Genomic DNA, 17,061 nt, shown 5'->3' with positions numbered 1-17,061 from the left:
AATTACTGGAGAAGAGATTCAAGTTTCGACAAAGCCCCTTCCGCGATCAGCAAACGATCCGCGTGCATCAGATCATAGGTGTTCACATTTTCCACCGTCGTCACTTTCGCTTTCTGCAGGTTGCGGCTCGACAAAACCACGTTGGAATCTACATCGGGCAGAATCAGCAGCGTTTTAGTATCCAAAGCCTGAAAACCGTTCAGAAATTCGATGTACGACTTCGTGCGGGGCGCTTCCAGCGTAAAGTTTTCCAGGATGGAAACGCTATTCGCTTTAGCTTTAGCCGCCAGCGCCGACTTGCGGGCCAGTTGCTTCACTTTCTTGTTCAGCTTGAAGGAGTAGTCGCGCGGACGGGGACCGAATATAGTTCCCCCACCGACAAAAACCGGTGATTTGATCGAACCGGCGCGGGCACCGCCCGTTCCTTTCTGCTTCTTGAGTTTACGGGTCGAGTGAGCATTCTCACCCCGCTCTTTAGCCTTGTGTGTGCCCTGGCGCTGGTTGGCCAGGTACTGTTTCACGTCTAAGTAGATCGCGTGCTCGTTCGGCTCAATTCCGAAGATATCGTCAGACAAGCTAATCTTTTTGCCCGTATCCTCTCCTTTCGAGTTATAAACTGCTGCCTCCATGATTACTTATCTAAAATGACGAAGGAATTTTTAGCGCCCGGAACCGAGCCGCTCACTACGATCAGATTCTGCTCGGGCAGAACTTTCAGAACGCGCAGGTTCTGTACTTTCACCCGGTTGCCGCCGTACCGACCCGCCATCCGAATGCCTTTGAACACGCGCGACGGGAACGAACAGGCACCAATGGAACCCGGGTGACGTTGCCGGTTATGCTGACCGTGGGTTTGACCACCGACACCACCAAAACCGTGGCGTTTCACAACGCCCTGAAAACCGCGACCTTTCACGGTTCCAACGACATCGACAAAGTCGCCTTCAACGAAAACATCCGCTACCTGCAGGGTTTGACCCAGATCCAGGTTTTGTTCGAATGTTTTGAACTCGACTAATTTGCGTTTCGGCGTCGTACCGGCCTTCTTGAAGTGCCCAAGCAACGGCTTGGTGGTACGTTTTTCTTTCTTTTCACCGTAACCCAACTGGACGGCTTTGTAGCCATCCGACTCCTGCGTTTTTACCTGAGTAACGACACAGGGACCAGCTTCAATGACTGTACATGCCAGAGCCTGCCCGTCAGCATTGTACAGACTGGTCATCCCAATCTTCTTTCCAATTAAACCAGACATAATAAGTGGTTGTAAAGCAGGAATTTATAGTTATAAACCCAAAAAACGGAGTGCAAAGGTAGGAATTCCTTCCTGTTATTCCAAACCGTATTTTGTTTTTCAACTCGTTCGAAATCAAGCAAAAACAAAAAAGGTCAGACGTTTCCACCTGACCTTCTGCTCGGTTGACCCATGAGGGCATGAGTTACCGGAACTAAATGTCAGATGCGGTTTCCCAAAGGACCTTCATCCGAGTATGTCTTTGCTTGCGCTAATTCGGACTGCAAAGGTACGTAACTTTTTTTCTTCTTAAAACTTTTTAGAAGTAAAGTTTAGAAGAATTTCGGTTACACCTTGATTTCGACATCAACTCCGCTCGGCAGTTCCAGTTTCATCAGGGCATCGACGGTTTTGGCGCTCGTCGAGTAGATGTCTACCAGCCGCTTGTAGGTGCAGAGCTGGAATTGCTCGCGTGACTTCTTGTTGACGTGCGGAGAACGCAACACCGTAAACTTTTCTTTCTCCGTCGGCAGGGGGATGGGGCCGCTGACAATGGCACCCGTTGACTTGACGGCTTTGACGATTTTCTCCGCCGACTTGTCGACCAGCATGTGGTCGAACGACTTCAGTTTAATCCGAATTTTTTGATTCATGACTTTTGTGGTTCTGATGAATGAGACCGATCTAAAACCGGCAACCCGCTGCTGAAAGAACCATTTACTCCAGCAACGAGACTTTTTATTAATGAATAATGAACAATTAACCGCGCGGGCGGCCCCGAATGAATAGAAAAACCGCTTCTACTCTTCTTTAATTGTTCATTATTCATTTAAAATTAAGCTCTAACCGTTCCCTTCGCCTTCGCTACGATGCCTTCCGCCAGGTTGGCCGGTACTTGCTCGTAGTGTGAGAACGTCAGGTTGGCTGTCGCACGACCGGACGACATCGTCCGCAGGTCGGTTACATAACCAAACAGTTCCGACAGCGGAACATCGGCTTTGATGACCTGAGAACCCGCCCGGGTGTCCATCCCTTTCATGATCCCGCGACGACGGTTTAAGTCACCTGTGATCGGACCGGTGTACTCTTCCGGCGTCAGGACTTCGACGGCCATGATCGGTTCGAGCAGTTTCGGACCGGCGTTTTTAGCCGCTTCGCGGAAGCCCAGACGAGCCGCTAATTCGAACGAGAGTGAGTCGGAGTCGACGTCGTGGAACGAACCGTGGAACAAGCGCACTTTCATCGAATCGACCGGATAACCCGCCAGCGGACCGGTTGACATGGCTTCGCGGAAGCCTTTTTCAATCGACGGAATGAATTCGCGCGGAATCACACCACCGACAATACCGTTGATAAATTCCAGACCGGTTTTGCCTTCTTCGCCCGGCATAATTTCGAAAACGATGTCGGCAAATTTACCCCGACCACCGGTTTGCTTTTTGTACAATTCGCGGTGTTCGAAGTTTTTCGTCAGCGTTTCTTTGTAAGCAACCTGCGGAGCGCCCTGGTTGACTTCTACCTTGAACTCCCGACGCATCCGGTCGATGATAATTTCGAGGTGAAGCTCGCCCATACCCCGGATGATGGTCTGACCGGTTTCTTCATCCGTTTCCACTTTCAGGGTCGGATCTTCTTCGATCAGCTTACCAATCGCTTTCGAGAAGTTGTCCTGATCGGCGGTTTTCTTCGGCTCGATGGCGTACCCGATAACCGGATCGGGGAAGATCATCGATTCGAGAATGATCGGGTTTTTCTCATCGCAGAGCGTATCGCCGGTTTTGATGTCTTTAAACCCGACAACGGCACCAATGTCCCCAGCCCGCAGCTTGTCGATCTGGTTCTGCTTGTTGGCGTGCATCTGGAAGATCCGCGAGATCCGCTCTTTGTTACCCGAACGGGTGTTCAGCACGTACGAACCGGAATCCAGCGCGCCGGAGTAAACGCGTACGAAGCACAGACGGCCTACGTAGGGGTCGGTCGCAATTTTAAAGCCCAAAGCCGTAAACGGATCGGTTTCCGTCGGGTGACGAACGACTTCCTGATCGGTGTTCGGGTTGGTTCCTTTGATTTCCGGTTTGTCGAGCGGAGACGGCAACAGGGCCATCACGTAATCGAGCATCGTCTGAACGCCTTTGTTCTTGAACGATGAACCGCACAGCATCGGAACGATTTTCATTTCGATGGTGGCCTGACGCAACGCGTTCAGAATTTCGTCTTCCGTGATGGAGTTTTCGTCTTCGAAGTATTTCTCCATCAGCGTTTCGTCGTATTCCGCCACGGCTTCGAGCAGCTTACCGCGCCATTCGCGGGCTTCCTCGATCATGTCATCCGGAATGGGTACTTCGACGAACGTCATGCCTTTGTCGTGTTCGTTCCACTGGATACCGCGGAAGTTCACCAGGTCAACCACGCCTTTGAAGTTATCTTCGGCACCGATCGGCAATTGCAGGGGAACCGCGTTGCTGCCCAGCATTTCCTTCACCTGGTTGACCACATTCAGGAAGTCGGCACCAGCCCGGTCCATTTTATTTACGAAGCCCAGACGAGCGACGTTGTAGTTGTTGGCCAACCGCCAGTTGGTTTCGGATTGCGGTTCAACGCCATCCACCGCACTGAACAGAAACACCAGACCGTCCAGAACCCGTAGCGACCGGTTTACCTCCACCGTAAAGTCAACGTGACCCGGGGTGTCGATAATGTTCACATGGTAGTTGTTGTCGCGGTATTTCCAGTTGACGGTCGTAGCGGCCGACGTAATGGTGATCCCCCGTTCTTGCTCCTGCTCCATCCAGTCCATGGTAGCAGCCCCCTCGTGTACTTCGCCGATTTTGTGGCTGACCCCGGAGTAATAAAGAATCCGCTCGGTGGTAGTCGTTTTACCGGCGTCGATGTGGGCAGCGATACCAATGTTGCGCAGGTATCGAAGATCAGTTGCCATAATGAAGTATAATTCAGAAGTTAATGTACAATGCAGGTACGCGAAAAGACGGTTTTAACCACAAAAAGGCACTTTTCGCGAATCAGAGCGCAAAGATAGCAAATCAGGGGTGTAAAAGCAAAACTATTGCAAAGACTATTACAAAAGTTAATGGACAGGTAATGAAAGCCATACCGGTTTTAAAACGGATAGCCAACCGCCACGTTTAGAATCAGGTTGTCACGTCGCCAGGCCCGGTTTCCGGGAGCAATCTCATCGAAAACCCACTGCTGGCCTTCCGGTAACCAGGGCTTGCGCAATGGAAAAGCCAGATCGAAGCGCAGGACGAAATAGGAGACATCAAGCCGCAGACCCAGCCCGGTTCCAACGGCCAGTTGTTTGTAAAAGTCTGATTTAAACTGAGTCCCGATTCCGTAGGTTGTTTCGTCGGAATACATCCAGACGTTCCCTACGTCCAAAAATAAAGCTCCCTGCAAATATTTATTGAACTTGGGGCGGAGTTCTGTGTTGAACTCCAGTTTAATATCTCCTCCACCATCCTGCAAAATAACCGATCCATCTGTATTTCGGGTATAAATTCCCGGACCGACAGCCCGGGGCCGAAAAGCACGTATACTGTTGGCACCTCCTACGAAATATTGCTTCACAAAAGGCAGTTGATCGGAATTCCCGTAAGGAACACCCAACCCGGCAAAAATACGATTGGCCCAGGTCATACCCGGTGATACTTTAAAAAAGTGTCGGCTATCGATATCCATCCGGAAAAACTGAGAATACGGAACGCCAAAAATAATTTCCTCCCCCAACCCATTGACCTTCCTGGTCATCAGCGATGCCAGGTTTCCGGCCGGTTCGACATTTACGCTTAGCCGGTACGTATACGCCGTGGCTCTTCGGGGCGATGAACTCAGATTATACGTGTATAACGAACTAAGAATAAGCTGTTCTGAACGAAGAATATTAATGTATTGCTGCCGGGTAGCCGGATCTTCTTCCATCTGGAAGAATTTCTCGCCATAATTGGAAGGTAATACATAGTTAATGCTGATAGGCTGAAAAACGTGTTCGGATTGCGGATTACTACGCCAACTGTACCCAAAAGTGGTTAAAAATGAATTTAAATTGTAATATTCCCGGCGAACAATCAGATCATATCCTAACGAAACGATTGTCTGTGGCAGTGTCTGCCCCCGTTCGTAATGTTTGATCGGAATGGGTGTTACCAGTCGCGGAAATGCCAGACTGGTTTGTATTCCGTACCGGTAGTTGGTTATCCCCGTTGAACGGGAACCAATCAAGAACTCAAAACCGGCATTGGCATTGATCGTAAACAACTCCGAGCGCCCCAGGACATTCCGGTTTCGCCAGTTCAGGCTAAGCTGCGACCCCACGAGGTTGTTGGAGCGGCTGGTCCCGGCAATCTCCAGCCGGGCCGATTTCTTCGGATAGGGCGTCAGGTAATAATGCACATCCAGCACCGTCGAGTCGCCCTGCTGATCGGGTTCGAAGCGGTTGCGGACAAACTTGAACGATCCCACGTTGATAAACCGCGAGAGCGTCTGGTCCTGTGCCCGGCTGTTGTAACGCCGTCCGGGACGCAGGGCGATGATATCCCGGAAAAGTTTTGGATTGTAAATACCGGCCGGATCGACAATCTTGAGATCCCCGAACTGAACCGCCTGCTGCTGGGCCGTATCAAGTTGCGTCGAGTTGGACGCCAGGCTGTAGCTCGGATATACGTAAATGTCGCGGATCGAATACGGCAACAAAGCCGCCCGGGGCGTTTCGGGTTTGATGGCCAGATACAGCCGGGTTCGATGGTTGCCCTGGGCGCTGTCGGCCAGCACCGTAATGAAGTCGGGTTGAAAATAAAAGAAGCCCTGCCGTTGCAGCGCCTGATTGATCCGCTCCCGCTCCAATTTGATGGCTTCCAGCCGATACGGATTTCCTTTTTTGAGCAGACTCCGTTTCTGAATTTGCGCCATTGGCCGTTGTAACGCCGTCGAATCCATCAGATAAGCCACCGAATCGATGTAATAACGCGGTTGCACCTGTACCTGATAGACGCCAACTGCCTGATAGCGTTTCGAACTATCGGCATTTTCCCGCAGACTACCCGAAACCGTCGAACGAAAATAACCTTCGTTTTCCAGAAAGGCCATCCAGATTGCTGAGTTAGACGACAGCGCCTTGGCACTCGCAAAAACCGGTTCTTCGCCGAATTTGCGCCGAAACCAGGCCCGAAACCCTTTCTCCTTTTTGGGTTCGCCCATTAGATAATACAAGCCAACTTTATAGGGGTAGCCAAACAGTTTCTTGTTCGGTTTCGGGCGGGCCAGGTCGGCCAGTTGCGTCTCAATTTCTTCTTTTTCACTTTTGGAAACGGTCGAGTCACCCTGCACATTGATTTCAGTTCCCATGTACAGTTTTTCACCCGGCGGGATGTGCCGGGCTACGTGACAGCTCGTTAGGGCAAGCCCCCCCAATATGTATGGTAAACACCTTCTCATTGCTCTTTATTTTCCGCCGATTTCCGGAATATTTCGCTCAGCAGGTTATAGTCGACGGTAATGACGAATCCGACCCCGGTTTCAATCACATACCCTTCCAGAACAGCCTGGTAATCACTCTTGCGGTAACCCCGCAGCATATACCGGCCATCGCGGGTCAAGTTGTAGTTTAGCGATAAATTATCAAAGACTTCGTTCGGATTCCGGTTAATTCCGGTATTGTTTTCCAGCACGAAATTCCGACCCACCGACACCGTCAGCCGCCCCTGCAGGAAGCTCCGGGACACGTCTACGTTCAGGTCGGTCCGGGAGCCTACCGAGTTATTGGCCCCCGCCGACTGGCTCGACGAAAGCAGGTCGAAATTGACATCGAACCCTTTCAAGAGGCTGGAAGCAAATTTTTCCAGTTGATCCGAAAGAATCTTGCTGACGCTGCTCCGCGCAATTTCTTCGGTGTTGATGCCGCCCCCCGACGAACTGGATGTATTTTCAGCAATAAAACTTCCCAAAACCATCAACCCAAACACCTGCTTGTTCAACTGCGAGGGGTCCTGCCGCAACTGGGTTAGTTTGGAGTTAACGGCGTCGATGATCGTCCGGGAAGCCAGAAAATCTTCTTCCGGCATGGCAATGTCGAAACTGATGTCGGGCGAGGCCAGTTGGCCTTTCATTTTCAGCAGGACATTGAACGGAATCTTCTGCTTAGCCGCTGTCCGCAACTGTTGGCTGGTTTCGTTGGCAATCAGGTTGGCGGGGGTAGCGGTCGTCTGGTAAAGGGCCGTGATGTCGAGTTGCGCCCGCAGCGGGTCGCCGGTCCAGGTAATGTAGCTACCCTTCTGAATCGAAAACTTGCGTTTCAGAACTTCATACGTAAGCGAGTATTCCCCTTCGGTTACATCATACCGACCCAACAGCGAAATAGCTCCGCTCTGGCTGATGCCGACGTTCAGCCGGGCGTTACCCCGGATGCGGAGGTTATCGCCGTTGAGCGGATCGACGATGACGGTAATTTCGGATTTTTCGTTGGCTTCCAGGCTCAAATCAATCTGCGATTTACTTAAGTCCCGAAACTCCAGGCGGGGCAAGGTTGTATCCGGTTTTACGCGGACCAGGTATTTTCGCAGGGCCAGCGTGTCCCGGTGGTCGATGAACGTAACAATCTCGCGGGCTTCGTTGACGGATGCGCTTTCGTCGGGCAAAACCAGCGTAACGTTACTTTCATCCTCCAGTTTGATGGAACCGGTAATGGTGGGGCTGGTGCCGCTTCCGCGAATCCCGAGGTCTGCGCTGATCGCGGCCGTACCGTAGGCGAGTTCGTTGTCTTTCCGTGTCGCATTCAGAACCTGGAATTTGGAAGCTTTCACCCGCAGGTTATAGCTCACGTCGGGCAGTTCTCGCAATGTAATCGTGCCGTTGGTAGTCAGGCTGCGGTTTAAGGCATCCCGCACGCTGAAATCCTGAAACGTGATGGTTTTCTCATCAAACCGGATCGTTTCGTTGTCGATGTGGTAGGTTGCGTTCAGGTAAGCCACGTTGAACGCCAGCGAATCGAACGACATTGCACCGTTGATGCGGGGAGCGGTTGTCGAGCCGGTTACGTCCATCTGACCGTGCAGACTCCCGCTGGTTTGCCGCAACTGCCCGAAACTGAACGCTTCGATGGTCTGGGCGCTTAATTCTTCGAGATTCACCTTGAAATCCAGCGCATTGGCCGGATCGGAGGCTTTGTAAAAACCCGTAACCCGCGCCCGGTTTCCGGAACCGATCAGCGCGATGTCCGTCGAAATCCGCTGTTCGGTCGTATTTTCAAACTGGGCGGTCAGGTTCCCCAACGGTTTGGCCATCACCTTCAGGCTATCGACGCCTACGTTACCTGTAAAGGATAAATTGGTCAGGACGTTTCGCAGCACGACATCGCCATTTAACACCCCCCCGACGAGCGTTGTGTCCTGATTGGCCAGTCTGGCCATGTTCGTCAGGTCGATGTTTTCCATTTTGACCTCCAGCGGAGCATTCGGCTGCTGAACAATGCTATTGACAAGAATTTTCTGCGGTCTGGTCTGGCCAGACCGGGTCTCGCCAGACCGGGTCTCGCCAGACCGGGTCTCGCCAGACTGGGTTTGGAGTAAAAAATTTTCGGCCAGAATGCCTTCTTCGCTGTACTGAATATAGCCCGTAGTATCGCTGGTCCAGCGCTGGTAATTGGTCAGCAAACCGTCGGGATTGAACCGAAACTGATACGCCCGGTCGGCGATAGCCAGATTCCCGGATAATCCGTACCAGGCCCGACCCGTTGAGTCGTCGGATTCAATCTCGAACCACAGGCGGTTTTTAATGGCTTCCGCGTTCAGTTTTGTCACGTTCAGCCGAATGCCACTCGCATTGGCCGCGTTGATCCGGCCCGTGATCCCCAGCCGCTCATTCACGCCCGCCAGGTTCATGGTCACGCCCTGAACTTGCATGGAATCGTATTCGATCAAACCGGTTTTCAGGAATGCCGCAAAGGTGGTATCGCGCACATTGTCCACGTACGCCCGGAACGTCACGGGGTCCATGCGCGTCAGGGCGGGCACAAAAGCCGCCAGCAGCGGATGCTGGTTGACCTCCATGTTGACGTTGAAACTGTAGGGCGGATTGACCGGATTATAGGTCAGATCGGGCAGTTGAATGTATTTGCTGAATTCGCTGGCGGCAATGTCGTACAACCGGGTGTAATCAAACTGACCGTCGAGATTCATCCGGGCAAAGGGCAACCGGGCTTCCACGATTTTTCGAACACCTTCGGCATTGGTTTTTACGTAAAACGAATCGAGCGGGTAGGTTTTTCCGTTCAGTCGTACTACCGTTTCACGGGCCACGAGCGTACCGATCGGTTTGGTCGGATCGGTAGAAGCAAAATCAAAACGCAACTGTCCCTGCACACTAAGCGGATCTTTGTAAAATTTTAGCTGCGTAACGTCTAGTTTATCAATTGCCAGACTACCCCGGATGCTCGGAAATTCTTCCAGTAAGCCCACGCGCGAGTTTAGTGCCAGTTTTGCATTCGGGTCGTCAAGTGTACTCTCAACATTCAGAATTCCCTGATCCAGACGCCCTTCGGCCGTAAAGTTCTGGTAGTTGTAGTCCATCAACTCGGCCTGCCGGACATTGACCCGGAAAACCGTCTGCATGGTTTTTACGTCGATGCCCCGTCCGTCGACCGTTGCGTCAGCCGTGATAGTGCCAATGGTCCCCTGCTGTCCGAGCCAGCGCCCGGCTTCCAGCCGCGCCAGCGACAGCGTTCCCCGGTAGGCCTGGTTTTTACCGGCCACAAAACCGCGTACATTCCCGTCAAACTCCACATTGCCCCAATCGGTTTGCAAAGCCGAGTTGAGGTTCAGGTTGTCGAGTTCGCCCTGAAACCGCCCGGTCAGCCGGAGCTTCGGCGGAATGTTGAAGGAGTCGGGCAAGGTGCCTTTCGGAACCAGTTGCCGGATATCGCGGAGCTGGGTTGAGCCTTCGGTCAGGGTAATGTCCATCGCCAGCCGGTCGACGTCGGTCACGTTGCGCAACCGACCGCTGGCCCGGAGCCGCGTTCCCGACAGCATGTCGAGTTCGAAGGTCGGGATGCTGAGATTGGCTAGCGTGCCACGCATCAGCGTATTCACCCGGATCACAGCCTGCCGGTTTCCGGCAAAGGGAGCGGTATTGGCTAAAAATGGAGCCAGTTGCAAAATATCGGCCACGGCTAACCGGCTTTGTCGCAGGTTGACCCGGATGCCCACACGCCCGGCTTCGCGCGGTCGGCTCAATTGCCCGATCGAATCGTACCGCAAAATAAGCTGATCGCGAAGCAGGGTTTGGGGCGTTTGTACGTACAGCCGGTTCACCGACGTCAACGTGTCGCTATAGATTACATCCGCATCAAGCCGCTGGAGCGCAAAACCGCTCTGATCGCGGAACTGGCCCCCGCGAAACTTCCCAGCGATCAGTTGGGGCGTATACTGAATCGACTGGGCGGTAATCGAAAAGTTTTGCAGGTCCAGGTGGCCGTAATCCAGCCCGGTTTTCTGCTTCGGTTGGTTCTGGTCGTCAAACCGGATGCGGTTTTTGGCCAGCGCTACCCGGCCGACGCTGGCACGCCAGCCCCCGGATTCCTCCGTAGTTTCGAGTTCCGCTGGCGTTACTGAATTGGCTTTTTTCGTTGCTTTCGTCAGCACAGCAGCAATGTCGCCGTTTTCGAGTTCGACGGATTTGATACCGATTCGCTGTCCGTCCAGGTAAAAATAATCCGACTCCATCGCCAGCCGCCCGACGGAGCCTTTCGTTTGAAAGTCAGCCGTTTCCACCTGCACATCCCACCGTGCCCGGTTGATCGTCCAGCTTCCCAGTTTCAAATCGAGCGTATCGCCGGGTGCGGAGGTGTCGGGCGTTTCCGGCGTATCGATGCCCTGGTATAGCCGAGTTTTGGCTACTAAACCGTCTACATTGACCGTCCGCAGGTGGTATTGGGATTTAGCCACATCGGTTTCATCGAAATTCGCCCGCAGGCTGTCGAGGTACGCATTGACATCGGCTCCGGCCACGTCATCTTTATACCGAATGCCAACCTTTTTCAGGATAACTCTGGAGAGACTAATGTCCATTGGAGCGGCCGTGGTATCGACCGGCTGCGGAGGACCGCCCGTGTCAAAGGCATCGATGAGGTACTGGAAATTAAAGGTAGTATCGGGCAACGTCCGGCGGAGGTTCACCCGGACGTTTTCGAGTTCGATCTGGTTAAGCGCGACCCGGTTTTTCAGCAGGCCCATCATGTCCAGATCAACCCGGAGCCGTTGACCAGCCAGCAGCGTATCGCCTTGGGGTGTGATGAACAGCACATCTTCCAGACCAATGTAGTCCGGAATATCGTAGGTGATACGGCCAATTCGGAACGGACTTTTAATCTTTCCGGCCAGGTAATTGTTGACCTGGCGGGTCACGAATTGCTGCCCCCACGACGTGGTACCCACGACCCACAGGAATCCGAGGACCAGAAAAATCAGCGCCAGTACAGCCAGAAGAAAAACCGTCAGAAATTTTTTCACGTTCGTTTGTCAGTCGCCAGACCGGGTGTCGCCTGTCCGTTGATAGTCTTTAATCCTAACTACGATATTTAGACGACAAATGTTGAGTGCCGGGTCGTTTTTGGTGCAAAAAAGGCTTATGTGGTAATTCAAAGCGGCTTACCACATACACCCTAAACCGACAGAAAATGATTATGTTATCATTCCGCTCGTTCACGGAGACATTTACTTCGAAAAAAATCCTTTTGCAATCAGGTAGGGAATGATCAGCCAGAGCAGGCCTTTGATCAGGAAGAAGAGAAAGCCCAGCCAACCGACGCGCTTGAGCCATAGTTTGAAACGATTGTTCATGGTGTGGCTAATGTCATGGATTAATACCAAAATTGGCACGGGAAATTAAGAATACAATAGTTTACCAAAGTTAGTCAACTACAGATTTATTGAAAGCAATCCGGTACATTTTGCTACCCGCGCTGACTACCACAGAAAGAGAAAATCTAAAAATTATAAAATTCACCCGCAAAGTCTTATTATCACTATAATTGGCGTTCAATTGACCGACCAAGGTCAGCATTTGGTCCGCACGCAACGAAATCCGGCAAGACGATCATGCTTTCTCGCGAAAACTTAGTGGCGAAATAAGTACAATTCAACGAAAATTTATAAACTTAAACGATTAAACACCTTACCTTATACAATTTGCCTTAAACCCTTATCTGGTCGTCATGAAAAATAACGAAAATGCTCGGGAGTTGAGCAGCCGTCGCGAAACGTTGAAAAAAATCGGCGCTGGTTCTTCCGCTGGTTTGCTGGGCTTGTTTGGGGGGATCTCCACTGCCGAAGCCCGCGAACGGCAGGGTACCCCCTTGTACGCCAAAGGACTGGCACCGGTCAAAATCAAATCCGTCAAGGCCATTGCGACCGCGCCCCAGGGCTCTAACCTAATCGTGGTCAAAGTTGAAACGACCGAACCCGGTTTATACGGTTTGGGCTGCGCAACCTTTACCCAGCGGGCAGTCGCCGTAGTAGCCGCCATCAACTCGTACCTGAACGATTTCTGCGTCGGGAAGGACGTGGATAACATCGAAGACATGTGGCAGTCGGCCTACGTCAGTTCGTACTGGCGCAACGGCCCGGTTTTGAACAACGCCCTTTCCGGTCTGGATCAGGCTTTATGGGATATCAAGGGCAAGCGCGCCAACATGCCGGTGTATCAGCTTCTGGGCGGGAAAGTCCGGTTTGCCATTCCCTGTTATACGCACGCGGGTGGCAAAACGCCGGAAGAAGCCGCAGAAAGCGTCAAGAAGTTCATGGAACAGGGCTTCAAGTACATCCGGATTCAGCAGGGCGGTTACGGCGGGGTCGGCAGTGTCATGGACCAACCTGACTTTAAAGCCGCCGGTTTTGGCTACGAAGGTGACGCCTACATGAATGTGCTTGGCTACCTCAAGGCTGTGCCCAAAATGTTTGAAGTGGTTCGGAAAGCCTGCGGAGAGGAAGTCGAACTCCTCCACGACATTCACGAGCGGGTACAACCGATGGAGGCCATCAACATGATTAAGCGACTGGAAGATTACCGCCCGTTTTTCATCGAAGACCCGTTCTCGCCCGAGAATATGAAGTGGTTTGCCCAACTCCGCCAGACTACGGCCGTGCCGATTGCGATGGGTGAGTTGTTCAACAACATCAACGAATTTAAAGAACCAATGGTCAATCAGTGGTTCGATTACATCCGAATTCACGTTTCACAGATTGGCGGCATCACGCCCGCGATGAAAGTGGCACGGCTGGGCGAGTGGTTCAATATCCGTACGGCCTGGCATGGTCCAGGGGACGTGTCGCCGGTCGGTCATGCGGCTCACGCGCACATCGATCTGGCTGTCTGGAACTTCGGGATTCAGGAGGCCGTCCAGTTTTCCGAAAAAACACAGGCGGTTTTCAGCGGTTGCCCGACCATGAAAAACGGCTACATGTCGGTCAATGAAGTGCCGGGTCTGGGCGTCGACATCAACGAGAAAGAAGCGGCCAAGTATCCGATTACGACCAAATCAAGCTGGCAGGTCCGTAAGGCTGATGGCACGATTATTCGGCCGTAAAATGTCGCCCCCTGTCAGGGTCTTTGACCGCTGACAGGGGAAAACTAATCACTGATTATCAACGCCCTGATGCAGAAAAACCTTCACGCGCTGCTTTTCGCTGCCCTGCGTCCATTCAAACTCGTATTTCCCGTGGGGAAGTTGGTAGGTTAGTTGGTGCATGCCTTCGGGATACGGTTTGTTGTCGATCAGTTTTTGCACCTCCCGGCCGGTTTCGTCCCGAAGTAGCAGCGTAACAGGCGTGGTGCCTTTGACGGCAAAATCCAGCACGAAAGCGCCCCGGTCTGGGTGTTTCCAGAGGTCGATGTAGCCAGTCCGGAAATCCGGCGCGTAGGCGTAAAAACCGGTCGGATAAACCGGTTTCCGAATGCCCATTTTAGCCAGTCCGGCCCAGAGTTCCGGCGTTTTTTCGCCCAATTTCCAGAGCAGGCCCGAGCGGTAATTTTCCATCATCACCACAATCGGCCCCTGATCAATCGCTAAATATTGGTTTGAATACCAGTTCAGTCCTTTATTGTAAGCATCGTAAAAACCGTACGGCCCGAACAACCGGCTGCCCTCCCGCAAATACAGGTTCCGCAAGACCTGCATCGAATAATACGGCGTGTACGGAAAGGATGACAAAGCTGCCGTCGGGCTGATGGTGCCGTTGTCGTTCGTGGGCGAGTGGGCATCGTAAAAGTTGTAATCGTCGCTGGCGGTCAGGCCCCAGTTGCCGGGTCCGTAGCCAAACATCGCCTGACGCGGTTGCAGGCAGTGCGCCCGATTGATGAGCGTGTGGTTGCGGTTTTGTTCCCAATAGTTGGTCTGCTCGTCCTGCATCAGACGCGGATCGAGGCTCAGGAAGGAATAATGGGTGAAAAACAACGGCCCGCCCATCGGAAAACCGAGCGGCAGTTTATAGCCAAAATAGGTCTGGCCGTTGACGTAATGATCGCTCTGCTTGTAGGTATTCTGGTAGACTTCCGGTTTGATCGGGTGCGTCGGCGAACCCAGCGCCAGCACATAGGTAATCAGTGTTTCGTCGTGGCCCCGCAGCGGGTGATTCATCCGCCATTCGTAGTTGGGCGACCAGTGCCACAGCAGTTTGCCGTCGCGCACATACCAGTCCCATTCTACGTCCCGCCAGAGTTTGTCGATGCGCTGGCGCAGGTCTTTTTCCGCAGCCGCGTTGCCGCCGAAATACGTCCGGGCGCTGAGCAGACCGTTGACCAGAAACGCGGTTTCGACCAGATCCCCGCCATTGTCGTGTTCAGAAAACGGAATTACTCTGCCCGAATTGCCATCGAGCCAGTGCGGCCAGGCTCCGTGAAAGCGGTCGGCTTTTTCCAGAAATCCGACGATCTTCTGCATCTGCTGGACGGCCTGCGCCCGGCTGACCCATTGGCGCTCGGCCCCGACGATCAGGGCCATGATGCCAAAACCGGTGCCGCCGGTGGTGACAATGTTGGGCGTCGCCGTGCGCTCAGGAGCCAGGCCCGAAACCGGGTGCGCAAAATCCCAGAAATAGCGAAAGGTTGCTTTCTGAACGGTTTCAAGGTACTCGCTGTATTCGTTGGCAATGGGCGTTACGGTTTCTTTCGCCGACTGCGCCGAGCAGGTTATCAGTAAACCTAAAACCGGGAAAAGGAAAAGAAAGAGCTTTAAAGCTTTCATACTTGTCTCGCTTGATTGGTATGAAAAAAGGCTATAACCGTGCGCCATAGCCTTTTTTACACTCATTTAAGTTGATTTGAATTAATTGGATTAGTACCCCGGATTCTGCGTCAGCACGCCCCCGCTGGCGTCGATCTGGGGTTGCGGAATCGGCATCACCTCATTTTTCCCGGTAACAAACTGCTTGCCGACCGCCCTCAAAACAGTCCCGGCACGTCCCTGGCGAACCAGATCCCAAAACCGGTCGTGTTCCATTGCCAGTTCCACCCGGCGTTCCCGCCAAATGGCGTTTTTCAGTTGTTCCTTGTTCGTGAACGTCACGTTCGGCAGAATACCGGTCTGGTTGCCCCGCGCCCGCGCCCGGACCGCATTCAGCGACGTAACGGCCTGTTGCGATTGGTTCAGTTCGTTGGCCGCTTCGGCGTTCATCAGCACGATGTCGGCGTAGCGCAGCAAGCGGATGTTCTTGTTCGAATCGCCCAGACCGTTCGGCGACCGGGTTTCGTTCTGGGCTACGTAGGCTTTCTGGTTATAATACGGGTTGACGGCATTCTGAATGATGACGACGCCATCGGGCATGGTTTCGCCCCGCTCGATAATCGTGGCATCCTTGCGCGGATCACCTGGTTCGTAAGCTTTGACTAAATCTTCGGACGGCACATTAAAACCCCAGCCGAATTGACCCCGCACGCTCTGCACCTCCGCGTACTGCGAGCCGCCACCGCCCTGGGGCAATGCCGCATTCTGCACCTCGAACAGCGACTCGGACGTATTTTCACCAGCTTCGGTAAATATTACCTCATACGGCGTTTTCAGATCGTATTGGCCCGACTGCATGATTTCGTTCGTCAGCCGGAGCACGTCGTTCCATTTGCCCTGGTACATCGACACTTTTGCCAGCCAGCCTTTGGCCGCGCCTTTCGTAGCCCGTCCGAGTTCGGTAGCCGGGTACTGCGATTTTTCGGGCAACACGGCAATGGCGTCGTTCAGGTCTTTTTCAATCTGCTGATAGATTTCCTGTGCACTGGAACGCGCTACGGCCGGTGCATTGTCGTCCTGCAACTGCGTGATCAGGGGCACCCCGCCAAACGTCCGCACCAGGTTGAAGTAGAAATACGCCCGCAGCATTTTAGCTTCGCCGATCAGCCGGGCTTTTAGCGTTTCGTCCATCGTGATGGCCGGAACCCGCTCGATGACCTGATTGGCCTTGGCGATTCCGAGGTATTGCCCGCTCCAGAAATCATTCAAACCGCCGTTGGTGGGCGTAACGGTAAACTGATCAAATTCGCTCAGGAAAACTGCATCGCCCGGTTCGCTGCCTTTGTCGGCATCATCCGAGGTCATACTCGACACGGCCAGGAAAGCAAACACGTGCGTCGGCCACTGACGGAGTTGCCAGTAAATAGCGTTGGTCGCCTGAACGGCCCCTTCCTGGCTGTTGAAAAAATCTTCGGTAATCAGTTCACCCTGTGGTTTTTTATCCAGGAAGTCCTCGCTGCACGACTGGCCGACCAGCAACAGGGAGCCCGCCAGCGCGATTCTTAAAAATGGTTTCGATAGGAAAATCATGGTGGTTGCCCGTTAA

The 17,061-nt window shown here is 53.0% G+C and carries 10 protein-coding genes; 1 reads left to right on the top strand and 9 read right to left on the bottom strand.

Going from position 1 to position 17,061, the window contains the following annotated elements; translation table 11 throughout:
• Nucleotides 1-2 precede the first annotated feature (2 nt).
• The 7 genes from rplD to ACO2Q8_RS05960 all read right to left on the bottom strand — a co-directional run bounded on the left by rplD (nucleotide 3) and on the right by ACO2Q8_RS05960 (nucleotide 12,075).
• Nucleotides 3-629, bottom strand: a complete 627-nt coding sequence (gene rplD, locus ACO2Q8_RS05990) for a 50S ribosomal protein L4 (RefSeq protein WP_423343876.1) — start codon at nucleotides 627-629, stop codon at nucleotides 3-5.
• A gap of 2 nt (nucleotides 630-631) precedes the next feature.
• Nucleotides 632-1,252 (bottom strand): 50S ribosomal protein L3, encoded by a 621-nt coding sequence (gene rplC / locus ACO2Q8_RS05985; RefSeq protein WP_423343875.1) that lies wholly within the window; start codon nucleotides 1,250-1,252, stop codon nucleotides 632-634.
• Between the two features lie 326 nt (nucleotides 1,253-1,578).
• The gene (gene rpsJ, locus ACO2Q8_RS05980) at nucleotides 1,579-1,884 is read right to left on the bottom strand and encodes a 30S ribosomal protein S10 (RefSeq protein ID WP_111626176.1); all 306 of its coding nucleotides are present in this window, start codon (nucleotides 1,882-1,884) and stop codon (nucleotides 1,579-1,581) included.
• A gap of 182 nt (nucleotides 1,885-2,066) precedes the next feature.
• Entirely contained in the window at nucleotides 2,067-4,169 is a 2,103-nt protein-coding gene (gene fusA, locus ACO2Q8_RS05975; protein WP_423343874.1) for an elongation factor G, read from the bottom strand.
• Between the two features lie 179 nt (nucleotides 4,170-4,348).
• Nucleotides 4,349-6,589, bottom strand: a complete 2,241-nt coding sequence (locus tag ACO2Q8_RS05970; protein WP_423343873.1) for a BamA/TamA family outer membrane protein — start codon at nucleotides 6,587-6,589, stop codon at nucleotides 4,349-4,351.
• 86 nt (nucleotides 6,590-6,675) lie between these two features.
• Nucleotides 6,676-11,745, bottom strand: coding sequence for a translocation/assembly module TamB domain-containing protein (locus ACO2Q8_RS05965; RefSeq protein WP_423343872.1), 5,070 nt, complete (start codon nucleotides 11,743-11,745; stop codon nucleotides 6,676-6,678).
• Between the two features lie 204 nt (nucleotides 11,746-11,949).
• A complete protein-coding gene (locus tag ACO2Q8_RS05960; protein WP_423343871.1) occupies nucleotides 11,950-12,075 on the bottom strand; it encodes a hypothetical protein in 126 nt (41 codons plus the stop codon).
• A 374-nt stretch (nucleotides 12,076-12,449) separates the two neighbouring features.
• On the opposite strand from ACO2Q8_RS05960, the gene ACO2Q8_RS05955 reads away from it, so the two are divergent.
• Nucleotides 12,450-13,820 (top strand): enolase C-terminal domain-like protein, encoded by a 1,371-nt coding sequence (locus ACO2Q8_RS05955; RefSeq protein WP_423343870.1) that lies wholly within the window; start codon nucleotides 12,450-12,452, stop codon nucleotides 13,818-13,820.
• A gap of 48 nt (nucleotides 13,821-13,868) precedes the next feature.
• Here the strand turns inward: ACO2Q8_RS05955 and ACO2Q8_RS05950 are convergent, their stop codons facing one another.
• Nucleotides 13,869-15,476, bottom strand: a complete 1,608-nt coding sequence (locus ACO2Q8_RS05950) for a glucoamylase family protein (protein WP_423343869.1) — start codon at nucleotides 15,474-15,476, stop codon at nucleotides 13,869-13,871.
• 90 nt (nucleotides 15,477-15,566) lie between these two features.
• The gene (locus ACO2Q8_RS05945; RefSeq protein ID WP_423343868.1) at nucleotides 15,567-17,045 is read right to left on the bottom strand and encodes a RagB/SusD family nutrient uptake outer membrane protein; all 1,479 of its coding nucleotides are present in this window, start codon (nucleotides 17,043-17,045) and stop codon (nucleotides 15,567-15,569) included.
• Nucleotides 17,046-17,061 lie beyond the last annotated feature (16 nt).

This window comes from Larkinella sp. VNQ87 (genome assembly GCF_049445795.1).
Taxonomy (GTDB): domain Bacteria; phylum Bacteroidota; class Bacteroidia; order Cytophagales; family Spirosomataceae; genus Larkinella.
The sequence above is the reverse complement of the archived record's forward strand: the minus strand, read 5'-3'. Positions and strand labels throughout refer to the sequence as shown.